We start from the raw sequence: 22,100 nt of genomic DNA on the forward strand, positions 1-22,100 counted from the left end.
CCCCGGAGAAGCTGTGATGCAGATCAGGATTCGTTGAACGTCGTACGAGGCGTGGTCAGAAGCACTCGACGCCGCCCTGCATGCCTGCCAGCACACCGATGCAGTTGCCACGTGCGGGCTGCGCTGCCACCGTTCGGGTCTTCACCACGGTGCGCGTGGCGGTCTGGGTCACGACCTTGGCGGGCGGCGCTTCGGGCGTCTTGCCCAGCAGCGTGCCCTTGGTGGCGCCGCCGGTGTTGATGTCAGCGACATCCATCTGGTTGCGCAGCACCAGCGACAGCGTGCCGACACTGCGGGCCACGTCGAGCTTCTCGGCTTGCTCGGGCGTCACTTCGAGCGTGACGGCATTCACCACCTTGGGCTGGGTGTCGTCACGGCTGACCTGTTGCGCTACCGCCAGCACCAGGATTTTCTCCAGCACGATTTTGGAGATGTTGCTGTTCTGCGCGTTGCGCGCTTCTTCATTGGTGTTGACGATCACGTCGACGTAGTTGCCTGGCAGCGCAAAGCCTGCAACACCCACCACGTCATTGACGCGAACCGTGATCGCGCGCTTGCCGTCGTTGATGACCGCGGACAGTCCGCCCTTGGTGCCGATCGGCGCCAGTTTGCCGTCGAGAACCGGCTCGCCGCGCTGGAGGCTGGTGCGGACCACACGGCCCTCCAGAGCCTTCACGTCCTGGAACGCGCCAGGCGGGACGCTGCCCGCCGGCCAACTGACCAGCTGCAGTTGGCTGCCGTTGAGCGGTTGCCCGAGGTTCAGGTCGTTGGCGGCGACCACCACTTGCCTGACCGAGCTGGATGACTGCTGCACCAGCCATCGCGACGCCGACACCACTGCCGCCACGCCGGCGACCAGGGCAATCAGCAGCATCAGGATTGCGCGCATGTTCTTCATGATGACTCTCCCCAGTATTCCCAATGGTTTCCGTGTCGGTGCTACCGTTCAGCTCGCGGCGCGGTGGTTGTCTGACCAGCGGCGGGCGCCGCCGGCCTGTGGCATGCCTTCGGGCGAGGTGCGCAGCCCGTAGTAGCCTTGCCAGGCCGCCACCAGGCCTTCCTCTGTGACTTGCGGCGCGGCGCCGTGGTAGTGCACGCCGGAGGCCACCAGGCGCAGCAGGTCTCGCGGGATGCAGGCGAACAGCGGCGTATCGCTGGCGTAGTGCAGGCTGTCGATAAGGAAGTCGAACACGGCTTCACTGCTGGCCAGTCCGTATTCGGCGGCAGTGCGCTGGTACACCTCGCGATAGTCGTCCACGGACAGCGCACCGACATAGAGCTTGCTGCCGAGCCGGCGCAGGAAGGCATCGTCGCCGAGCGCGGACGGTTCAAGGTTGCTCGAGAACACCGGCCAGACGTCGAATGGCACCGAGAAGCGCACGCCCGTCTGCAGCGTGAACATGTCAATGTTGCGGTCCAGCGGCACGATCCAACGGTTCAGCAGGTCGGTGACGCCAACCAACTGGCGGCCCAGGTCGTCGATGATGTAGATGCCGTTGTTCGCCTTCATGTGCGGCGGCGCCTGGTAGAAGCCGGCGACGGGGTCGTGGCGCAGGTCCATCATGGACAGCGTCAGTTCGCCGCCGGACAGCACCACCGGGCGGTGGCAGAGGACCCAGCGGCGGTCCAGCGAACGGCGTGCCAGCGAGCCTTCGCTGTCATCGCAGGGCACATGGACCAGCGGGTCGAATACCTGGATGATCTCGCCGGCCACGGTTATGGCGTGCGGCACCGGCACCGCGCCCGGCAGCAGCATCCCGAGGCGCTGCGCCAGGTAGGTCTTGCCGCTGCCGGCGGGCCCGTAGATCATCAGGGCTCGGCAGGTATTCAGCGACATACCGATGGCATCCAGCAGGTGGACCGGGATCACCAGATCATGGAAGGCTGCGGTGACGTCGGCCTTGGTCACCGATGCCTGGCCGACCGAGTGGCGCTTCACCGCCTGGACATAAGCGTCCAGCGTGACCGGCGCGGCGCCGATGTAGCTGCAGCGCGCCGAGGCTTCGGCCGCGCGGGCATATCCGGCGTCCGTCAGCCGGAAGCGAACGTCGAGGTCGCTGGCGCCGCGGTGGGCGATTTCCAGCAGGCGCTCACGGACGGCGACCGAGGCGACTTCGTTGACCACGGTGCCGGGCAGCTTCAGCGTGTCGGTCAGCACGGCCAGTGTGACGGTGCGGTGCAGGTAGGCGGCCTTCATCAGCAGGCTCAGCAACAGTGCCACTTCCAGCCCGGTGTCGGCGATGGTGCGCGGCAGGACGTGCCAGGGGGCCAGAGGCACCGCGCCATGGTCGGGCTGAGTATTTCTGACTGTCGCGACGGGTTCGAGGTGCTGCGTGGCGTGACCCGTGTCTTGGTACTCGTTCATTGCCATCCCCGGTTTCTGATCTGTGTGCTCTAGTTCTTCAAGGCGCGTCGTTATGGCTGCTCTGTCCGGTTGGTTCTCAGGTGCCGGCAAAAAGCATGACAATCGTGCCTACGGCGATGGCGACGCCGTAGGGTATCGAGCCAGCGGATGCTTCGGCTTCAGACTGCACCGGCCTCGCACGACGTTGAACCGCTACGCTGAGCATGTAGCTCACTCGCGATAGGGTCACAAGCGTCTGCCTGGTGACGAGAAGCTGTACCAGCGCCCACACGCCACCTATCACGCAGGTCGCAAGCGCGACGTTTACAACCATGGCCGCGCCAAGCCAGGCGCCCACGGCTGCCAGCAGCTTGACGTCGCCGGCGGCCATACCGCGCAGCAGGTAGAAGGGCAGAAACAGGGTCAGGCCCACCAGCCAGCCATACAGCCATGCCAGCGAGCCTCCCGCGAAACCGTGAATGACCATCTGCACTGGCAGCGCGGCGATCCAGGCGCCGAAAGTCAGCCAGTTGGGGATGCGTCGCCGTGCCAGGTCGATGGCTGCGGCGCTTAGCACGATACCAATCGTGACCGGTGCGACAAACGGGGCGAGGGCAGCAGCTTGCATGATGTTCGGGGGTTGGAGGTTGGCTAGGCCAGAGCAAGCCTTGTCAAACGCTTCGGTGCATACTGTCGGCAATCATCTGGTACAGCGACTGCACGGCGTCGCCCAGCGTAACGACAGTACCAATGATGGCCATTGCGATCAGGGAGCCGAGCAGTGCGTATTCGATGGAAGAGACGCCGCCGTCTTGATAAAGAAGGGCCTTCCAAGAGGTTCGGAGCTTGGGCATCTGGGCTTCCTGTTGATCCAATGGGAAGAGATGGCAGCATTGCCCGCATGGCCAGGTGCGAATGGTAGCCATGCGGGCGCACGCTACTTAGGTAGCAGCTTTCAGCTCAGTGCTGACCTTCGTGAACACAGCGTTCAGGTCCGTGCCGACGGCTTTAACCGTCACAATGATTGCAACGGCAATCAGCGCAGCAATAAGGCCGTACTCGATGGCGGTAACGCCTTCTTCATCACGGATGAATTGCTTGAACATAGTGGTCAACTTTTGCATGGCTAACTCCTTGGATTGGGATCAAGCACTACAGGACTACATAACTGCGGTAACGCAATGCCGGCGCTGGTTATCAGTGCCGGGAATTATGGGAGCACGGCGGAGCGCAGATGGCACATGCATGGAAGGGCCAGCGGCCCGGAGCGCCGCACATGCCCTGCGGGCTGCGCGCCTCCAGCCGGCGTTCGGCCGAGGCGTGCATGCAGCGCGCTACGTGGTGTGCATGGCCTGCGCGTGTCATGCAACGGAACGGCACGCTGCCGCCCATGCGGGCGGATGCGGCGTTATAAGCGTTCCGGTGCGTCAGCGCGAAATGGCGTGCGGCAGGCATCTCAAGGTTCCCCGTATCTTTTTGGTTCTGATGCCGGCCAGTTGCTCCGGCATCTCGGCATTCGCCTTTGTGGCGGTGCCGGTGCCAGGACATAGGCAAGCGGCGCGCCAGCTAACGCGCAACCCTTGTGCCGTAAGGCTTTCCGGGAAGCAGGGGTGAAACGGTGGCAAGCCATCGGCACCGTATGCGGTGATTTCACCGCGCTTCGTTGCCGGCGGGAAACGCAAGCCGCACAGGCCATTTCGGATGAGCCAACTAACGGATGAGGGCCCAGGGCGCGCTGGCGCGCGCCGACTTTCAAACCAAGGCAGGCGCTTCAACCAAAAGCATGATTTGGCAGGTTTGGATGAGAGCGATACATACAGCGCTTGGCTGGGGCATTACGGGGTTCGCCGACTGCGGCGCGAACTGTGCCGCCTGATGGATGAGGAAGCCGTACCAGCGGGCCAGCGTTTCCGGATAGAAACGTCGACGTCTTCCGTGGCGCACCTGGCATGCCTTGCAATACCCGGCCGATTCCTTGCAACCTCCGTATTGGCGCGGCTTGCCGGGCAGGCAGGCCGCATGATTCACGGCTGAAACGTTGCTAACCCCGGCGCCGCCCGGGACGCCTATCCATGCGTTACCGACGCCCGCGCGCCTTGCTTTCCGTTCTGTGCGCGACAAGACTGGGCGAGGAAGAACAGTTGCGCGCCCGCTATGCACATCAAGGTGACGCCGCACAAGACTAGAAAGAAGTTCGGGGGAAGATGTTCGTATCGACAGCCGGTGTGGTTGCACACGCGCACGCCCCCTGATGCAGTTGTTGTGAGCATCGGAGGATCCAGGTCATGTCCAACTATGAAACCCAGCTCCTGTCGTTAGTGGTGCCGTTCCAGAACAACGGCGCGGCGATCGATGCCTTCCTTGCGCGCGTGTTGCCGATCCTGGAATCCCTGCACGCCACGCAGTTCGAGATCGTCTGCATCAACGATGGTAGTACGGACGATACGCTGCCCAGACTTGTCGAAGCCGCGCGCCGTGATGGCAGGATTCGCGTGATCGAGCTGACGCGCTGCTTTGGCAAGGAGGCAGCCCTGACTGCGGGCATGGACGAGGCACTCGGGGACGCCGTGATTCCGTTCGATGCGGACCTGCGTGATCCGCCCGAGCTGATCCCGACGCTGGTCCAGTGCTGGCGACAAGGCGCGGAGGTAGTGCTTGCCCAATGCACGGGCCCCGGTGATGGCTCGTACGTGAAGCGATTGGCCGGAGCCTTTTGCGACTGCTTGCACAACGCACTGTCGGGCGTGAAGATTCCCCGCAATGTCGGTGAATTCCGTCTGATGGATCGTGCGGTGGTGAATGCCCTCAAGCAGCTTCCCGAAACGCACCGTTTCATGAAGGGCCTGTTCACCTGGGTGGGCTTCAGTACCGTGCTCGTGCCGTATCAGCGCGATCGGGGCCGTGAAGGCGCATCGAACGAGCGGGGAGGCGGGCGGTGGAGAGCTGCGCTGGCCGATATCGCGAGCTTTGGTTCGGCTCCGTTGCGTGGCTGGATGTACCTTGGCTCGTGCATCGCGCTGGTTTCGATCTGCTACGGCCTGTCCATCGTCGCACGTAGTGCGATGGGAGACGGGGACGTGCCCAGCCATGCGCCGGTGATTGCGCTGCTGCTGTTTTTCAGCGGAGTGCAGCTGATTGGCCTTGGCCTTGTTGGCCAATATATCGGGCGCATCTATGAGGAATCGAAAGGCAGGCCGATTTACCTGGTCAAGCGCCGATACCATACGCGCCGTCCGCAGCGCCGCGCAGGTGGGGACGGCAAAATCATTTCACTGGTGGCCGGCAAGCGCAGCTGACAGATGACTGTGCAGGGGGCGGCCGCCCAGCGTTGCGGCCGCCTCTTATTGGCAGGGAAGCGTGCCGGGCCCCAAGCTGGTAACGCATGAATGGCACATTGCTGGCGGGGGCTGTCAGCGTTTTTGTGTTCAGGGCAGCTGGGCTCACCGTCAACTTAGCCGGTGAGCCAGCGTTATCTCAACGATGCGGATGGGTGAAGCGTTCCTCATAGAGGATCGCAAACTGGTTCATGGCGGCCTTCCAGTCATGCGTTGAACTGCCCCACTTCCCGGTGATGTTGCGTAGGGCCAGCCACAGGAGCTTGGTCGCCGCCTCATCGCTGGGGAAGTGGCCCCGTGTCTTGATGATCTTGCGCAGTTGGGCGTTGAGGCTCTCGATCGCGTTGGTAACCGGCATGATAGGAACCGGTGCCCCTCGTCCTCACCGAGTAACTTGGTGTATGGGACAGGGGCACCGGGGAGCACTTCGGGTGGGCAGGCCGTTCATATACGTTGAGCTGCGAGCTCGTGTTAGTAGTTGGCCGCGCCTGCGACCCGCCCGGTTGCGCTGCGAGCGCGAATCCGTAGTTGTCGTGCTGTCCCACCGGCTCCCATTTGTGATGTTTCCCATGGGAGACGCCAATGCGAGTGATAGGACTGGATGTATCGCGATCGGTGGCTGAGATTGCCTATCTGGACAACGGCCTGCTACGCGCCGGCGGGCGCGTCGGACTGCGACGCGATGAGCTGCACGCTTTGCTGCCAGGCTAAAGCCTGACGACCACGTGGTACTCGAGGCGACCGGCAATACGATCGCTATTGCGAATGTATTGAGAGGTCATGTTGCCAGAGTCATCGTCGCCAACCCGCTGCAAGTCCGTCTGATTGCGGAAGCGCGCGTGAAGACCGATAAGATCGATGCGGCGATCCTCGCGCAACTCTACGCGAGCGGCTTCCTGCCCGAGGTTTGGATTCCAGACGAGGCTACGCAAGCAATGCGACGGCAGGTGTCGCGCCGAGCCCAGATCGTGCGGCAGCGGACCCGGCTCAAGAATGAGATTCACGCTGTCCTTGCCGCACATCTCATCGAGCGGTGTCCCGCGACAGACCTGTTTGGCAAGAAAGGGCGAGCCTGGCTGAGCCTGCAGCAGCTACCCACGGATGAACGCATCGGGATCGACCAGCGGTTGCACGAGCTGGACCGGCTGGCAGAGAATTTACAGGAGGTCGAGCGCATCCTGGCCCAATCCGCTATTCAGGACGACAGGCTGTGCAAGCTCCTGACCATCACCGGCATCAACACCACCATTGCGATCGGCTTGCTCTCAGCCATCGGCGATATTGCTCGCTTTCGATCGCCGGAGAAACTGGTCAGCTACTTTGGCCTCAATCCTTCGGTCTACCAATCCGGCTTGCAACCAGCAAAGCACGGACACATCAGCAAGCGCGAACGCTCCTACGCGCGTGCCATGCTAGTCGAGGCTGCCTGGGCAGCAGCGCAAACGGCCGGCCCCATTCGTGCCTTCTTCTTGCGCATCCGGGATCATCGTGGTCAGCAGATCGCGGCTGTTGCCACCGCGCGCAAGCTGGCAATAATCGTCTGGCACGTGCTCACGCGTAACGAATCCTTCGCGTGGGATCGCCCAGCGCTGACAGCGCGAAAGACCCGTGAGTTGGAATTGCAGGCATGCCTCCTGCGCGCTGCGGTAGCCGCAAGGGTTCTGCCGCGGCCTACAATCTGAAGTCCGTCCGGGATTTGGAGCGTGCAGTCGGCGAGCAAGCCGAGCAGGCTTACCAACGCCTGTTCTCGCGCTGGAAGCAAGCGCGGCCGCAGGCAAGTGCGGTACGCGCTCCGTGGTCGCCAATACGGACGCCGTAAAGGAGTGGAAGAACGCGGGCGCTTGTCAATTTCATCCGTCGTGTAGATGATCTTGCGAATCGCCGGCGGGAACGCAAAGAATGGGATCACCTGATCCCAGGCGCGACGCCAGGACGCGGCGATCGGAGGGTAGTCCTTACCCCATTGCCCTTGCTCGAAGGCCTCCAGCTCGGCCAACGCAGCCTCCACGCTGGGGGCCGTGTACACAGGCTTGAGCGCCGCCGCCACGGCCCGGCGCTCCTTCCAACTGGCGTACTCCAGGCTGTTCCGGATCAGATGCACGATGCAGGTCTGCAGCGTCGTTTGGGGGAACACCGCGTTCAGAGCCTGTTCCATGCCCTTGAGGCCATCGGTGACCGCGATCAGGATGTCCTGGGTGCCGCGGGTCTTCAGATCATTGAACACCTTCTGGACGAAGTCACCGCCTGGCAGGGCCGTCCGCTGGAGGTGATGTACCCGGTGGTGTTCTTCGACGCGCTGCGGGTCAAGATGCGCGAGGACGGCGTGGTGCGCAACAAGGCCGTCTACCTGGCCTTGGGCGTGCTGCCGGACGGCACCCGCGACATCCTGGGTCTGTGGATCGAGACCACCGAAGGCGCCAAGTTCTGGCGGAATCGCGATCGACCCCGCCAGCAATGTCGAGAGTGATGGTGCGGCTGGCCTGGGCGGCCTCCCGCCTCAACTTCCCTGCACACACACCATCCCCATATCCCCCTTCCTCACCTGCAGCTTGTAATCCCGCATCAGCCGGAACAACGTCACCCGCGAAATCCCCAGTTCCGCCGCCACGTCAATCAGCCGCTCATGATTACGCTGCAGCGCCTCGACGATCGCATGCTGTTCCGCTTCCTCGCGGATCGCCGCCAGCGTCTTCGGCCGTTCTTCCACAGGCGTCGCCAGTTCCAGGTCCGCCGGCTGGATCACGCCGTCCTCGCACATCGCCGCCGCATGCCGGATGCGGTTGATCAGCTCGCGCACGTTGCCGGGCCAGTTGTGCTGCTGGATCGCGCGCAGCGCGGTCGGCGAGAAGCCGCGGATGCGGGCCGGCGATTGCTTGCGCACGCCGTCGAGCACGTGCTCGGCGATCAGCATGATGTCGCTGCCGCGTTCGCGCAGCGGCGGCTGGCGTACCCGCAGCACGCACAGGCGGTGGTAGAGGTCGCCGCGGAAGCGTTCGGCGGCGATGGCGGCGTCGAGGTCGACGTGGGTTGCGGAGATGATGCGCACGTCGACTTCGATGGATTCGGTGCCGCCGAGGCGCTCGATGCGTCCGGTCTCCAGGAAGCGCAGCAGGCTGGTCTGGCTTTCCAGCGGCATGTCGCCGATTTCATCGAGGAACAGCGTGCCGCCCTGTGCCATCTCGATGCGCCCCGGCTTGCGCTTGGTGGCGCCAGTGAAGGCGCCGCGCTCGTAGCCGAACAGTTCCGACATCAGCAGCGTGGGCGGGATGGCGGCACAGTTGACGGCAACGAAGGGCTTTTGCGCGCGTTCGCTGGCATGGTGGATGGCCTGCGCGGCGAGTTCCTTGCCGGTGCCGGACTCGCCCGAGATCAGTACCGGGGTGTCCCAGCGCGAGACCTTCTCGATGCCGCGGAACAGCGTTTGCATGGCGGAACAGGTCCCGATCATGCCGTCCGGGCGCGAGCTGGCCGCCGCGCGCTGCACGGCGGGCCGCATCTGCGCCATGCCCTGCGCATGGCCGAGCGAGTGAGCCAGGTCGGCGGACTCGAACGGGGAGGTGTAGTAGTCGACGAAGTAGAGCCCGAGCAGGCGGCGTGCCGCTTCGCTCAGCGCCTCGCGGCTGGCGACGATGCCGATCCAGCCGAATTGCGGTTGGGCCAGCCACGGTTCGAACGATTCCAGCTCGGCATCGCTGAAGCCGCTGTGCACGTCGAGCAGCGCGGCGGCCGGCTGGGAGGTGTGGGCCAGCGCATGCAGTTCCTGCAGGTTTGACGCGAAACTGAGCTTCCAGCCCCGTTGCGACAGGACCCTGCAGAGCATGGCGTCGTGATGCTGCGACAGGTACAGCAGCGGGCGGTTGGCATACGCGCTCATACGATTTCCCCGGATTTCTTCTTATCAGACGAAACCGGCGGCGGCGGTTGCCACGCACCGGATTCGGTGGCCATAAGGCCTGCGCCGTCGCTGCATCATCGATGCCTCGAACCGGCGTCCTCCCCGAATTCTGTTCTTGCCGTCCCGCCGATGCGCCGCGTAGTCCGCCGCTGCCGCGCCGATGTCGATGGCATCGGTCACGGCAGCGGTGTCTCGCAGCGCCTGCATGGCAGGCCGGTCAGCACCCCATTCTTTCCAGACGCGCCGGCAAGCCGTGCGTCCGCGATCCCGTTTTCGCCGCCCGGTGGTCCGGGCTGGCAGGGTTCTTCCAGGTTGCACGGCCCACGCGCAAGCGCGCGGCCCGTGTCCTGAAAGACCTCCCTCTAATCTTGTCGGCGGCCTCTGCAACGACCCGCCGGTGCGAGCCAGTCCCTGCGGCGTGGCCCAACGCTTACAGCACCAGCCCGACGCCCCGTCCTGGGATACGAGGATCGTTCTGAAACTGACCTTCGGCGAACGCATGCCAGTATGTTTGCCGCTTCCGTTTCAGACTTCCCCTGTGTCGGGCTTCTGTTCGCGGGGACATAAGTGCGACGAACGTGCCAGTGCGGCACAAGTCATTGATTCGAAAAGAGAAACGTAAAAAGTGGGAGTTCCGGCCGCCGCCGTGGCGTGAGAAAACGTTCCGATCCTGATACATCCCCGGCCTGGTTCATGGTGCAATGCAGCATGAGTGAGGTTGTCGACGTCAGGTATACGTCACAGTTTTACGAAATGGAGTGCCGAAAGGTCTACCTGGAGGGATTCGCGGCCATCCGAAAGAGGGGAGGCGGCATTTTGGAGGTTCGGGCGCCATGGCTCCGATGATGCACGCGGCGGCCCGATCGCCGGAGTTGCATTTCCTTTACAACGGGATGAAGCCTTTTTAAGCGGAACCGGTGTGCCAGGCTTCGCCTGGCTCAACCTTTTAGCGCTTTACAGCCGGGCGTAACCGTGCTGGAGGCCTCCTGGGACGGCCGATGACAAGCATTTGCATGGTTTTGCGGATGACGCCGAAGGCCCGGCCTCATCTTTTTGGATGGGTGGCGCGGGAGATTCCTGCGCGCTGGCACGGCTGACAAATCGGTTGCATTGATGAAACTCAGGCGGTTTTCGCGGGAGTCGAAGGTCGCGTTCAGAAACACCGCCCCCGGCGCCGCGATCGCCGGCCAGCCTTTGAATTGCCTGGCGTTATCGAAAATGATTCGTATTGTCAACTTCGACGTACGAAACAATTTCATGATTGAAACTGCTGGCGTTGCCCGCCGACGGTGGCATGCGTTTGCATGGCATCGCCGCGCACCTGCTCCTGAAGCCAGGCGTGGAAGGCATGGATCGCCTTTTCCCGCGGGTTGCCTTCGCGCCAGGTGACCCAGTAGTGCAGGCTGGATGGGATCCGGGTCGAGCCGATCTGCACCAGTTGGCCGCTGGACAAGTAGTCATGCGCCAGCTGCGCGCGCGCGGTGGCAAGGCCCAGTCCGGCCACGGCCGACTGCAGCATCAGCCCCGCATCCTGGAAGATCGGGCCGCGCTCGGGCTCGTCACCCGGCAGGCCGGCAGCTTCCAGCCAGTCGCGCCATGGGCGCAGCGCAAAGCGCAGCATCGGCAGGCGCGGCACGTCGGCCAGCGTGAAGCCGGGGTAGCGCGCCAGCAGCGCCGGGCTGGCTACGGCGATGACGTGGTCCTCGATCAGGTTGTGGCACTCGAAGCCGGGCAGGTCCACGCGCTGGTGCCAGATGCCGACGTCGACGCTGTACGGGTCGGGCGGGCTGATCTCGGCGTGCAGCCGCAAATGCAGGTCCAGCGACGGCACCTGTGCATGCAGGCTGGGCAGCCGCCGGATCAGCCAGGCATTGGCCAGGTCCTCCATCACGCTGACCTGCAGCCGTACCACCGGCGGCGCGGCGCTGTTGCCGGCCTCGCGCAGCGCGCTTTCGATGCTGTCGAGCGCGGCGCGCACCTGTTCGGCCAGCCGCGCGCCAGCGCTGGTCGGCGTCATCTGGCTGCCGCTGCGCTGGAACAGCTTGGTGCCCAGGCTGGCTTCCAGCCCGCGGATATGGTGGCTGATGGCGCTGTGCGTCAGCGCCAGCTCTTCGGCCGCGCGCGAGAAGCTGCGGTGGCGCGTGGCCGCCTCCAGCGCACGCAGCGCTTGCAGTGGGGGCAGGTGGACGGGGCGATGGGCGGGTTTGCCGGGGGATCTGGACATGGCCGTCAAATTCTACTCACAATCGCCGCGGGTATGTTTCGTTGGCCTTGCACCGGAATGGGGACGACAATGCGGGCCATGACGACTACCACTTCATCCGCTTTGTCTTCCGTCCCGGCGCCAACGGAACAAGCCCACGCGCGCTGGCGCGTGCTGGCCGTGTTCTCGCTGGGCTTCCTGGTGTCCTATGTGTTCCGCGGGGTCAACCTGGGCTTCGCGCCGCACCTGACGCGCGAACTGGGGCTCAATGCCGGCGACCTGGGTTTGCTCACCAGCTTCTATTTCCTTGGCTTTGCCTGTGCCCAGCTGCCCGCCGGCATCCTGCTGGACCGTTTCGGCCCGCGCCGCACCGAGGCGACGATGCTGCTGGTGGCCGTTGCCGGCTCGCTGGTGTTCGCGCTGGCGCCGGGCATGGCGGGGCTGGCCGCCGGCCGGCTGCTGATTGGCGTGGGCGTATCGGTGTGCCTTGGCGCCGCCATCCAGGCGCTGTCGATGTGGTTCCCGCTGTCGCGCATGCCGTTGCTCAACGGCGTGGTGATGGCGATCGGCGGGTTCGGCGCGGTGCTGGTCGGCACTCCGCTGTCGTGGCTGCTGTCGCTGACGGACTGGCGCATGGTCAGCGCCGGGCTGGCGGTTGTGTCGCTGGCGATGGCGGCGCTGCTGTGGTTCGTCGTTCCCGACAAGCCGCGCGCCGGCAAGGAAAGCCTGCGCGAGCAGCTGCGCGGCACGCGCCAGATCGTGGTCAGCGAGCGCTTCTGGCGCGTGGTGCCGCTGACGCTGCTGAACCAGGGCGTGTTCCTGGCGGTGCAGACGCTGTGGGTCGGTGCCTTCCTGCGCGATGTGCCGGGCTTCGATCCGGCCACCAGTGCGCGGCTGGTCTCGGTGATCGGCTTTGCAATGATGGCGGGCTGCGTCGGTTCGGGCTGGGCGGCGCGCCACCTGGAGCGCATCGGCGTCAGCCTTTATGCGTTTGCCGGCATCGGCATGACCGGCTTTATCGTGGTGCAGGCGTTGCTGATGGCGCAGGTGCCGCTGCCGCCCGTGCTGCTGTGGGCCGCCTACGGCGTGTTCGGCTCCAGCGGCATCCTGACCTACGCGGTGCTGGCGCGCAGCTTCCCCGACGCCCTGATCGGGCGGGCCACCACGGCGCTGACGCTGACGGTGTTCCTGTCGACCTTTGCGTGCCAGGTCGGTGTGGGATTTGTTCTGGACCTGTGGCCGTCCAGCGGCGGTCACTACCCGAAGGCGGCGCACATGACGGCGTGGGGGGGGCTGGTGGTCCTGCAGGTGCTGGCGGCGGTGTGGTACCTGATGGGCGCGCGGCGCGCGCCGGTGGCTGCTGGTTTTCGCTGAAACCTTCGCGGGTGAACACACTGATCAGTAAATGCCTGGAACGGCGCGAAAACGGACTTTCTCGCGATACTGCCGATATTCGGGATCGTTGGACAGTAGCGCCTCTTCCCGGTTGATCCGCACAGCCTGAAGCGCATACAGGCCGGTGTAGACTAACAAATTCTGCAGGCCGAAGTTTGTGAGCAGGAAGCCCACATCAGCGATGAGGTAGCCAAGGTAGATCGGGTGCCGCACGAACCGGTAAGCCCCGTGCGATACGATCCCGCGGTTGGCAGGCAGTATCCCGAACGAGAAGCGCAGCGTCAGCTTGGCGTAGATCTGCCATGAAATCCCGACAAGCTGCAGGCACGCGCCCACTATTTCCGGCGCCAGGTGTTGCCCAGGTGCCAGCTTGATGCCAAGGAAATAGTAAGAAGCCCCCAACGAGCACAGGACGGTGATCGGATTCCAGTCCCGCTTTTTCGGCACCCGGACGAAGAGGGACAGGCCGATCGTCAGGCAGCTTGCAATCACCAGCAACAGCAGAGTGACGCGTGATGGATCGGCCAGCCACTGCCGTATCGCCGAATAGGCGAATAGGCACAGCATGAGGGCGGTGGAACATCTGAGTATCACCTCCAGCAGTACTTCCCGAAGGTTCAACTTGGCTGCCGCGTTGGGCCGATCGTTTGCCGCCAGGATTTCTGACATGGTTTCCCCCGTCTATCCAGCGGAATCTTCGCCCCGCCGTGATGCTTGCTTGTCCACCAAGCGTAATGGCATGGCCCCGGGTCGCCATATCGGGCAAAAGGATGTTTCACCCGTGAACGCTTGCGCAGGGGAATCCGCTAGATCACGATCGGCCGGTCGTCCAGCTCATTGGGGTTGTGCCCCCCATCCGACGGGAAATGGCTGGCCAGCAGCTCATGGATGCGCGCCACCGTCACCAGCACCGGCGTCACCGACAGGTCCTGCTTCAGCCCGTGCGCCAGTTCGTCGCACAGTTCGCGCCAGACCGCCGGCCCTACGCTGGCGTCGATGCCGCGGTCGGCCAGCAGCTCGACGGCGTGGTCGGCCAGGTTGATATAGAGCAGCACGCCGGTATGGTCGGCGGTATTCCAGACTTCAAGCGCGCCGAACAGGAAGCGGGCGCGCTCGCGCGGGGTCACGCCGGCCCAGGCGTGGCCCAGCGGCAGGCTGGCCTCGATGACCACGCGGATCTCGCCGCGATGGCGTGACTCGCCGGCATGCACGGCCGCATGGAGCTGCTGCTGGGCCTCGGCCGGGAAGTGCTTGCGGGCGGTGCCGGCGGTGGTGGCGAAATGATGCAGGGCACGTCGGAGATGGGGCATGGTCGTCGCTCCTCCTTGTGTCACCAGTTGCCGGACGCGCCGCCGCCATCGAAGCCGCCGCCGCCTCCGCCGCTGAAGCCTCCACCGCCGCCGCCACCGCCGCCGAAACCTCCTCCGAAGCCGCCGCCGCGCCGTCCCCAGTCCTGCCCCATGCCGTAGCCGCCCAGCCCGCCCAGCCCGCCGGCGATCACGTCACGGCCACGCCGGGTGGTGACGATCTGCGGCCCGCGCGAGCGCCGCATGGCGCCGATAAAGAAAAACAGGATAATCGCCAGCGGGAACAGCACCGGCAGCCAGTCCGCCAGCGCCGAGGATTGCTGCGCCTTGCGCGGCTGCGGCCCGGCCAGGCCTTCCTTGTCGATGGTGGCCTGGATGGCGGAGATGCCGGCCGCCAGCCCGCCATAGAAATCGTTCTGGCGGAAATGCGGCGCCATCACGTCCTGCAGGATGCGCTTGGACATGGCATCGGTCAGCGACCCCTGCACGCCGCGGCCGACCTCCAGCCGCATCTTGCGCAGCCCGGGCGGGTTGTCCTTGGCGATCAGCACGATCACGCCGTCGTCGATGCCCTTGCGCCCGGCGCGCCAGGCGTCGGCCACGCGGATGCTGTAGGCGTCGATGGGCTCGGGCTCGGTGGTCGGTACCATCAGCACGAAGATCTGGCTGCCGCGCTGCTGCTCGTATTCGGCGAGTACGTTTTCCAGCGCGGTGCGCTGCTGCGAGCTGAGCGTGCCGGTCAGGTCGGTGACGCGCTGGGTCAGCGGCGGCACCGGCACGAAGCCGTCGGCCGCCAGCGCCGGCGCGCACAGCCATGCCGCCAGCCACAGCAGCAGCGCGGCCAGGCCGGTGCGCCAGGAGGACGGCTGCTGCGAGCGGCCGGTGGTCAGGCCCATGGCCGCCGCCTCAGAACTTGACTGCCGGCGGCGTCGAGATGGCCTTCTCGTTGTCCACCGTGAACGACGGCTTGACCGGGTACTTGAAGATCATCGCGGTCAGGTTGGTGGGGAAGCTGCGCGCCAGGACGTTGAAGTCCTGGACCGCGGCGATGTAGCGCTGGCGCGCCACGGTGATGCGGTTCTCGGTGCCTTCCAGCTGCGACTGCAGGTCGCGGAAGGAGGCGTCGGCCTTCAGTTGAGGGTAGTTCTCGGACACCGCCAGCAGGCGCGACAGCGCGCTGGACAGTTCGCCCTGCGCCTGCTGGAAGCGCTTGAACGCTTCCGGGTCGTTCAGGGTCTCGGGCGAGACCTGGATGCTGGTCGCGGCCGCGCGCGCCTTGGTCACCGCTTCGAGCGTCTCGCGCTCGTGCGTGGCGTAGCCCTTGACGGTGTTGACCAGGTTGGGGATCAGGTCGGCACGGCGCTGGTACTGGTTGATGACCTCGCCCCAGGCCGCCTTGACCGCCTCGTCCTTGGCCTGGAAGTCGTTGTAGCCGCAGGCGGTCAGCAGGCTGGCCATGGCCGCCAGCAGCAGCCAGCGCAGCACGGACAGCGGCGAGCGCAGCTGCGAGGACAGGGAGGAAGAGGCGCGCATCGTGGGACTCCGCAGGTTAGGCATGGCAGGCATGGCCTGGCGAGTCCCAAGTGTAGCGCACCGCCCATCTGCCAGGCGACGGCCCAGGCGACGCCCCGGCACGTCGCCCGCCGGCATGGCCTCAGGCCGCCGCGAACGCCTTGCGCGCGGCATCGAAGGTGGCGCCCAGGATGGCGTCGTCGTGCTGCGCCGAGACAAAGCCGGCCTCGAACGCCGACGGCGCCAGGTAGACGCCGTTGTCCAGCATGGCATGGAAGAAGCGATTGAAGCGCGCGGTGTCGCTCTTGGTCACCTCGGCGAAGCTGCCCGGCACGTCTTCGCGGAAATACAGGCCGAACATGCCGCCGATGGCGTCCGCGGCGAACGGCACGCCGGCTGCCTGCGCGGCTTCGGCCAGGCCGTCGGCCAGCTTGCGGGTCTGCGCGGCCAGCCGGTCGTAGAAGCCGGGCGCCTGGATCAGCTTCAGCGTGGTCAGGCCGGCGGCCACCGCCAGCGGATTGCCCGACAGCGTGCCGGCCTGGTAGACGCCGCCCAGCGGCGCCAGCTTGGCCATGATGTCGCGCCGCCCGCCGAAGGCTGCCGCCGGCATGCCGCCGCCGATCACCTTGCCCAGGCAGGTCATGTCCGGGCGGATGCCGTAGTGGGCCTGGGCGCCGCCCAGCGCCACGCGGAAGCCGGTCATCACTTCGTCGAAGATCAGCACCGCGCCGTCGCGGCTGCACAGTTCGCGCATAGCCTTCAGGAAGGCGTCGCTGGCGCGCACCAGGTTCATGTTGCCGGCCACCGGCTCGACGATCACCGCGGCGATCTCGCCGGCGTGCTTGGCGAAGGCCTGCTCCAGCTGCTCGACGTTGTTGTACTCCAGCACCATGGTGTGGCGCGTGACGTCGGCCGGCACGCCAGCCGAGGAGGGGGCGTTCTGCGTGGTGTCGGCAAAGGTCAGCAGGCCCGAGCCGGCCTTGACCAGCAGGCTGTCGGCATGGCCGTGGTAGCAGCCCTCGAACTTGATGATCAGGTCGCGGCCGGTAAACCCGCGCGCCAGCCGCAGCGCGCTCATGGTCGCCTCGGTGCCGGAAGACACCAGCCGCACCTGCTCGATCGACGGCACCAGCTTGCAGATTTCCTCGGCCATGGCGATCTCGGCCTCGGTCGGGGCGCCGAACGAGAAGCTGTGGGCCGCGGTCTCCTGCACCGCGCGCACCACCTCGGGGTGGGCGTGGCCGACGATCATCGGACCCCAGGAGCCGATGTAGTCGATATAGCGCTGGCCATCGGCATCCCACATATAGGCTCCTTCGGCGCGCGTGATGAAGCGCGGCGTGCCGCCCACCGAGCGGAAGGCACGCACGGGGGAGTTGACGCCGCCAGGAATGGTCTGCTGGGCGCGGTCGAAGAGCTGCTGGTTACGGGACATGGCGTTGAGTGGGATCAAGGACTGCTGGGAACGTGGCGGCGCGGCCGGCGTCTCGTCGACATGCAGGCAATACCGTGGAATGTCACGGCAATTGACTGCCAATCCGGCGCTAACATGCGCGAACACGGCGGAACTGGCACGATTCTGGCGGTCGCCGGCTGGCGCGGGCGGCACGGTTTCGGTACCATCTGCGCTGGATTTTAATGGAGAGTGGCCAGAGCCTGTTATGGAATACAAGACTTGGATGTGCCTGATCTGCGGCTGGATCTACGACGAAGCCGCAGGCGCGCCGGAAGACGGCATCGCCCCCGGTACCCGGTGGGAAGACGTGCCCATCAACTGGACCTGCCCGGAATGCGGTGCGCGCAAGGAAGATTTCGAGATGGTGGCCATCTGACGCTGGCAGCCGCCCGGCACGACGCCAGCTTGTGCGCCATCGAAGCTTCATAGAAAGCCGCCACACTGGCCACGCGCGTCGCGCCGATACGACAGAACGCCGTCAAGGGCCCGCCGCTCCGGATTGACGGCCCCCCGGCGTCTTGTCACACTCTGTTGCAAATTATGTGGCCGTCCATCCGCCATTGGTGGGGAAGACGGCAGGCAGGTGCGGGTTCCACGCACCGCCACTGCCGGGTCTGGCCCGGCCTTGAAGGGAAGCAGAATCATTTTTCGGGGGTCCGTCGGGGCGCGCATGGGTCGCGCTGCTCCGCACGGGTGTTCTCTAGTGCTTGCCGGCGCGCCGCAGGGCGTGGCCGGTCGCGGGAACAACATGCGGGTCGCTCATACAGAAGAAAACCAGCGGGTCAATGCCGCCGGCGCCAGCATTGCGGCGCCTGGCGTACCAATGCCGGACACCCAGGCGCACGCGCGCCGCAAGGTGCTGGTCATCGACGATTCCAGCACCATCCGCCGCACGGCGGAAATCTTCCTGTCGCAGGCGGGATACCAGGTCATGCTGGCCGAGGACGGCTTCGAGGCGCTGGCCAAGGTCGGCGAGCTGCATCCGGACCTGGTTTTCTGCGACATCCTGATGCCCCGGCTGGACGGATACCAGACCTGCTCCCTGATCAAGAAAAGCCCGCGCTTCCACGCCATCCCCGTGATCATGCTGTCGTCGCGCGACGGCGTGTTCGACCGCTCGCGCGGCCGGCTGGTGGGGGCGCATGACCATCTAGCCAAGCCGTTCACCCGCGAGGCGTTGCTGCAGGCCGTGCAGGCCTGCCTGCCGGTCCGCGCCGACGTGGCGGAAAAGGCCTTGCCGGCATGCTGACGGCGTGAACGAACCGAAGGAAACCTCATGACTGCCATCAACAAGATCCTGATCGTCGACGACTCTCCGACCGAAGCGCTGTTCATGTCCGACCTGCTCGGCAAGCGCGGCTTCAAGGTCTCGGTCGCCGGCAACAGCGACCAGGCCTTCGCGCGCCTGGAATCGGAAAGCTTCGACCTGATCCTCATGGACGTGGTGATGCCCGGCCAGAACGGCTACCAGGCGACCCGCGCGATCAAGCGCGACGACCGCTTCAAGGACATCCCCGTGATCATGTGCACCAGCAAGGGCCTGGACACCGACCGCATCTGGGGCATGCGCCAGGGCGCGTCGGACTACATCGTCAAGCCGGTCGACGGCGAGGAACTGCTGGGCAAGATCGCCGCGCTGGCGCACTGAGCCGCCAGCGCCGGCCGTACGGGATGCCACCACCAGTACCGGGGACCGCCACATGAACGCGCCACGCCAAGACCTACGCGCCCGCCACACCCGCCTGCAGGACTACCAGGCCATGCTGGCCCGGCGCCTGCGCGAGGCGCGCACCCTGCCCGCCGCAGACAGCTACCTGGCGCTGCAGATCGGCGCGCGCCACTGGCTGCTGCCGCTGGCGGAGACCGGCGAGGTGCTCGACATGCGCCCGCCCAGCCGCGTGCCGCTGACGCAGCCGTGGTACAGCGGCCTGGTCAATGCGCGCGGCAGCCTGCTTGGCGTGATCGATTTCAGCCTGTTCTGCGGCGGCGCGCCCACGCCGGTGCAGCCCGGCAGCAAGCTGGTGGTGCTGTCGCGCCAGGTGGAGCGCGCCTGCGCGATCCTGGCCACGCGCGTGGCCGGCTTGCGCCATGCCACGGAACTGGGGCTGCCGCACGAGGAGGCGGCGCAGGGACTGGATGAGGTGCCGGCCTGGGAGGGCCAGCGCTTTGCCGACCGCGACGGGCGCGACTGGCAGGTGCTCAACGTGCGCGCGCTGCTGGACGCGCCGGCGTTCCTGCAGGTGGGCCGCAGCGCGGCCTGAGGCGCGCAGCGCCGCGAGCAGGCAAGAAACAAGCGCTGGCCCCGGCCTGGCGCACCCGGCACGAGCCGCCGGGCACAACAACGAATAGAACGGAAGAGGGTGCCATGGGTTTCAAGAAATTCAGCCTGGGCCGGCGTACGCCGGCAGCCGACGCCGCCGCCGCCCTTGGCGGCGGGCCGGACATGGCCTATGCCGGCGGCCGGGAAGCCGCGCCCGCGGAACCTGCATCTGCCACACCTGCCGCGTCGGCCGCACCCGCCGGGCTTGGCGCCACGCCGCTGGAGCACGTGTCGGCGTGGATGGGCCGCATGCCGTTCTCGTCGCAGCAGCGGGTGCTGACCGTGGGCGTGGTGGTGTCGCTGGTGGCGCTGCTGGGCTCGGTGTACCTGGATAACCGCATCGCCAACAATGCCGCGGCGCAGATCGAGATCGCCGGCGACATGCTGATGCACTCGCAGCGCCTGGGCAAGGCGGTGCCGGTGGCGCTGCTGGGCAATGCGCAGGCCTTTACGCAGCTGCGCGAGTCCAAGGAGACGCTGGCGAAGGACCTGAAGGCGCTGCAGGACGGCAGCGACGAGAAACACGTGCGCGCCACCACGGGCGATGCCGCGCCGCTGCTGGAAACCGCGATGACGTCGTGGAAGCGCTCGGAGAAGAGCGCGGCCGACGTGCTGGCCCAGCGGCCTGTGCTGACAACGATCGGCCAGACCCTGCAGGTCTTCAACGCGTCGAACCCCGAACTGCTGGAAGCCGCCGAGCAGGTGGCCGCGATCAAGCTGCAGTCCGGCGCCAATGCGCGCGAGGTGGCGGCGTCCGCGCAGCTGGTGATGCTGACGCAGCGCCTGGGCAAGAACCTGAACGAGTTCCTGGCCGGCGAAGGCGTCAACCCCGAGACCGCGTTCCTGCTCGGCAAGGACACCAACACCTTCCGCGAGACGCTCGACGGCCTGATGAACGGCAGCGAAGCGCTGCGCCTGAATGCCGCCACCGACGAAGAGACGCGCGGCTACCTGAAGCAGCTGTCGCAGCGTTTCGACGCGGTGCAGAAGACCACCCAGACCATTCTGCAGAACCTGCCCGGCCTGATCGCCGCCAAGCGCGCGCAGCAGCAGATCTTCAACGACAACGAGGCGCTGCGCGGCGAGCTGTCGGCCTTGCAGCGCGCCTATGCGGAGTCGGCGCGCATGCGCCCGGTGACGCTGGGCGCGACCGTGGTGTCGGCGTTGCTGACGCTGCTGTGCCTGGTCGGCCTGGCCGCGCTGTACCTGCGCGATTCGCGCATGCGCGCCCTCGAAGCCGAGGCGCGCGAACGCGAGGCCGAAGCGCGCCGCCTCGATGAAAAGCGCAACAACGACAACACCCAGAAGGCCATTCTGCAACTGATGAACGAGCTGCAGGATATCGCCGACGGCGACCTGACGCGGCAGGCCACGGTGACCGAGGACATCACCGGTGCCATCGCCGACTCGGTCAACTACACCGTGGAAGAACTGCGCGAGCTGGTCGGCCGGGTGCAGCAGACCGCGGGCGAGGTGACGCAGGCGTCGGGGCAGGTGCAGGCCACCTCGACCCAGCTGCTGTCGACCACCGAGGAGCAGTCGCGCCAGATCCGCCAGACCGGCGAATCGGTGGTGGAGATGGCCGACCGCATCACGCAGGTGTCGCGCGGCGCGGCCGAGTCGGCCAATGTGGCGCGCGCCTCGCTGACCGCGGCCGAGCAGGGCCAGCAGGCGGTGCAGAACGCCATCTCCGGCATGAACGACATCCGCGAGCAGATTCAGGAAACCTCCAAGCGGATCAAGCGCCTGGGCGAATCGTCGCAGGAGATCGGTGAAATCGTCGAGCTGATTTCCGACATTACCGAGCAGACCAACGTGCTGGCACTGAACGCCGCCATCCAGGCCGCCTCGGCCGGCGAAGCCGGGCGCGGCTTCTCGGTGGTGGCCGAGGAAGTGCAGCGGCTGGCCGAACGCTCCGGCGAGGCCACCAAGCAGATCGGCGCGCTGATCCGCACCATTCAGACCGATACCCAGGACGCCGTGCACGCCATGGAGCGCAGCACGCAGGGCGTGGTCGAAGGCGCGCGCCTGTCGGACAACGCCGGCGCGGCGCTGGTCGAGATCGGCCGCGTGTCGCGCCAGCTGGCGGAGCTGATCGAGCAGATCTCGCAGTCCACCTCGCACGAGGCCGACCTTGCCACCACGGTGGCGCGCCATATCGAACGCATCCTGCAGGTTACCGAGCAGACCACCAGCGGCACGCGCCAGACCGCGCAATCCGTGCGCCAGCTGACGCTGCTGTCCGAGGAACTGCGCAACTCGGTGTCGCGCTTCAAGATCGCCTGAGTGGCCGGATGACGCCTGCGACTGCTTCCGCGCAGCGCGGCAACTGC

The 22,100-nt window shown here is 66.0% G+C and carries 21 protein-coding genes and 4 pseudogenes; 9 read left to right on the forward strand and 16 right to left on the reverse strand.

Annotated features, from left to right (window positions below):
- Window positions 1-55: 55 nt before the first annotated feature.
- The 5 genes from cpaB to AC5WJ1_RS03370 all read right to left on the reverse strand — a co-directional run bounded on the left by cpaB (window position 56) and on the right by AC5WJ1_RS03370 (window position 3,468).
- Window positions 56-898: a Flp pilus assembly protein CpaB gene (cpaB, locus tag AC5WJ1_RS03350; protein WP_195431674.1), complete on the reverse strand. Its 843-nt coding sequence runs from the start codon at window positions 896-898 to the stop codon at window positions 56-58.
- 48 nt (window positions 899-946) lie between these two features.
- On the reverse strand, window positions 947-2,365 hold the full coding sequence (locus tag AC5WJ1_RS03355; protein ID WP_195431673.1) for an ATP-binding protein: 1,419 nt from the start codon (window positions 2,363-2,365) through the stop codon (window positions 947-949).
- A gap of 76 nt (window positions 2,366-2,441) precedes the next feature.
- A complete protein-coding gene (locus AC5WJ1_RS03360) occupies window positions 2,442-2,972 on the reverse strand; it encodes an A24 family peptidase (RefSeq protein ID WP_195431671.1) in 531 nt (176 codons plus the stop codon).
- Between the two features lie 43 nt (window positions 2,973-3,015).
- The gene (locus tag AC5WJ1_RS03365; protein ID WP_195431669.1) at window positions 3,016-3,198 is read right to left on the reverse strand and encodes a Flp family type IVb pilin; all 183 of its coding nucleotides are present in this window, start codon (window positions 3,196-3,198) and stop codon (window positions 3,016-3,018) included.
- Window positions 3,199-3,285: 87 nt separating this feature from the next.
- Window positions 3,286-3,468: a Flp family type IVb pilin gene (locus tag AC5WJ1_RS03370; RefSeq protein ID WP_195431667.1), complete on the reverse strand. Its 183-nt coding sequence runs from the start codon at window positions 3,466-3,468 to the stop codon at window positions 3,286-3,288.
- A 1,161-nt stretch (window positions 3,469-4,629) separates the two neighbouring features.
- Between AC5WJ1_RS03370 and AC5WJ1_RS03375 the strand changes: the two genes are divergently transcribed.
- Window positions 4,630-5,640, forward strand: a complete 1,011-nt coding sequence (locus AC5WJ1_RS03375; RefSeq protein WP_195431666.1) for a glycosyltransferase family 2 protein — start codon at window positions 4,630-4,632, stop codon at window positions 5,638-5,640.
- Window positions 5,641-5,818: 178 nt separating this feature from the next.
- On the opposite strand, the pseudogene AC5WJ1_RS03380 reads toward AC5WJ1_RS03375, so the two are convergent.
- A pseudogene (locus tag AC5WJ1_RS03380) lies at window positions 5,819-6,040 on the reverse strand (transposase); the annotation flags it as partial.
- Between the two features lie 221 nt (window positions 6,041-6,261).
- Between AC5WJ1_RS03380 and AC5WJ1_RS03385 the strand changes: the two are divergent.
- Window positions 6,262-7,498: pseudogene (locus AC5WJ1_RS03385) on the forward strand (IS110 family RNA-guided transposase).
- Window positions 7,499-7,522: 24 nt separating this feature from the next.
- On the opposite strand, the pseudogene AC5WJ1_RS03390 reads toward AC5WJ1_RS03385, so the two are convergent.
- Window positions 7,523-7,924 (reverse strand): annotated as a pseudogene (locus AC5WJ1_RS03390) (IS256 family transposase); the annotation flags it as partial.
- On the opposite strand from AC5WJ1_RS03390, the pseudogene AC5WJ1_RS03395 reads away from it, so the two are divergent.
- Window positions 7,919-8,107 (forward strand): annotated as a pseudogene (locus AC5WJ1_RS03395) (transposase); the annotation flags it as partial. The pseudogenes AC5WJ1_RS03390 and AC5WJ1_RS03395 sit on opposite strands and share 6 nt — an antisense overlap.
- A 69-nt stretch (window positions 8,108-8,176) precedes the next feature.
- Here the strand turns inward: AC5WJ1_RS03395 and AC5WJ1_RS03400 are convergent.
- The 4 genes from AC5WJ1_RS03400 to AC5WJ1_RS03415 all read right to left on the reverse strand — a co-directional run bounded on the left by AC5WJ1_RS03400 (window position 8,177) and on the right by AC5WJ1_RS03415 (window position 11,798).
- Window positions 8,177-9,553, reverse strand: coding sequence for a sigma-54 dependent transcriptional regulator (locus tag AC5WJ1_RS03400; RefSeq protein WP_195431665.1), 1,377 nt, complete (start codon window positions 9,551-9,553; stop codon window positions 8,177-8,179).
- Between the two features lie 24 nt (window positions 9,554-9,577).
- Window positions 9,578-9,754, reverse strand: coding sequence for a hypothetical protein (locus tag AC5WJ1_RS03405; RefSeq protein WP_165971451.1), 177 nt, complete (start codon window positions 9,752-9,754; stop codon window positions 9,578-9,580).
- A gap of 758 nt (window positions 9,755-10,512) precedes the next feature.
- Window positions 10,513-10,833, reverse strand: a complete 321-nt coding sequence (locus AC5WJ1_RS03410) for a hypothetical protein (protein WP_195431664.1) — start codon at window positions 10,831-10,833, stop codon at window positions 10,513-10,515.
- Window positions 10,830-11,798, reverse strand: a complete 969-nt coding sequence (locus AC5WJ1_RS03415) for a LysR substrate-binding domain-containing protein (protein ID WP_133093959.1) — start codon at window positions 11,796-11,798, stop codon at window positions 10,830-10,832. Before AC5WJ1_RS03415 ends, AC5WJ1_RS03410 begins: the two co-directional genes overlap by 4 nt.
- Before the next feature lie 78 nt (window positions 11,799-11,876).
- Here AC5WJ1_RS03415 and AC5WJ1_RS03420 point away from each other — a divergent pair, with 78 nt between their 5' ends.
- Complete coding sequence (locus tag AC5WJ1_RS03420) at window positions 11,877-13,151, forward strand: MFS transporter (protein ID WP_195431663.1); 1,275 nt, start codon at window positions 11,877-11,879, stop codon at window positions 13,149-13,151.
- 24 nt (window positions 13,152-13,175) lie between these two features.
- Here AC5WJ1_RS03420 and AC5WJ1_RS03425 read toward each other — a convergent pair whose 3' ends face one another.
- The 5 genes from AC5WJ1_RS03425 to hemL form a co-directional block, all read right to left on the reverse strand.
- Complete coding sequence (locus AC5WJ1_RS03425) at window positions 13,176-13,841, reverse strand: methyltransferase family protein (protein ID WP_195431662.1); 666 nt, start codon at window positions 13,839-13,841, stop codon at window positions 13,176-13,178.
- A gap of 137 nt (window positions 13,842-13,978) precedes the next feature.
- Window positions 13,979-14,482 (reverse strand): TPM domain-containing protein, encoded by a 504-nt coding sequence (locus AC5WJ1_RS03430; protein WP_195431661.1) that lies wholly within the window; start codon window positions 14,480-14,482, stop codon window positions 13,979-13,981.
- A gap of 20 nt (window positions 14,483-14,502) precedes the next feature.
- Entirely contained in the window at window positions 14,503-15,375 is an 873-nt protein-coding gene (locus AC5WJ1_RS03435) for a TPM domain-containing protein (protein WP_195431660.1), read from the reverse strand.
- A gap of 10 nt (window positions 15,376-15,385) precedes the next feature.
- Entirely contained in the window at window positions 15,386-16,012 is a 627-nt protein-coding gene (locus AC5WJ1_RS03440) for a LemA family protein (protein WP_195431658.1), read from the reverse strand.
- A 121-nt stretch (window positions 16,013-16,133) separates the two neighbouring features.
- A complete protein-coding gene (gene hemL, locus AC5WJ1_RS03445; protein WP_195431656.1) occupies window positions 16,134-17,426 on the reverse strand; it encodes a glutamate-1-semialdehyde 2,1-aminomutase in 1,293 nt (430 codons plus the stop codon).
- A gap of 226 nt (window positions 17,427-17,652) precedes the next feature.
- Between hemL and AC5WJ1_RS03450 the strand changes: the two genes are divergently transcribed.
- From AC5WJ1_RS03450 to AC5WJ1_RS03470, 5 genes are all read left to right on the forward strand, one after another.
- The gene (locus AC5WJ1_RS03450) at window positions 17,653-17,823 is read left to right on the forward strand and encodes a rubredoxin (RefSeq protein ID WP_010813017.1); all 171 of its coding nucleotides are present in this window, start codon (window positions 17,653-17,655) and stop codon (window positions 17,821-17,823) included.
- A gap of 372 nt (window positions 17,824-18,195) precedes the next feature.
- Complete coding sequence (locus tag AC5WJ1_RS03455) at window positions 18,196-18,696, forward strand: response regulator (RefSeq protein WP_133093966.1); 501 nt, start codon at window positions 18,196-18,198, stop codon at window positions 18,694-18,696.
- A 27-nt stretch (window positions 18,697-18,723) separates the two neighbouring features.
- Window positions 18,724-19,095: a response regulator gene (locus AC5WJ1_RS03460; protein WP_029045760.1), complete on the forward strand. Its 372-nt coding sequence runs from the start codon at window positions 18,724-18,726 to the stop codon at window positions 19,093-19,095.
- Window positions 19,096-19,147: 52 nt separating this feature from the next.
- Complete coding sequence (locus tag AC5WJ1_RS03465) at window positions 19,148-19,708, forward strand: chemotaxis protein CheW (protein WP_135704730.1); 561 nt, start codon at window positions 19,148-19,150, stop codon at window positions 19,706-19,708.
- A gap of 104 nt (window positions 19,709-19,812) precedes the next feature.
- Window positions 19,813-22,053, forward strand: coding sequence for a methyl-accepting chemotaxis protein (locus tag AC5WJ1_RS03470; RefSeq protein ID WP_195431652.1), 2,241 nt, complete (start codon window positions 19,813-19,815; stop codon window positions 22,051-22,053).
- Window positions 22,054-22,100 lie beyond the last annotated feature (47 nt).

This window comes from Cupriavidus sp. MEYA8, from assembly GCF_059278825.1.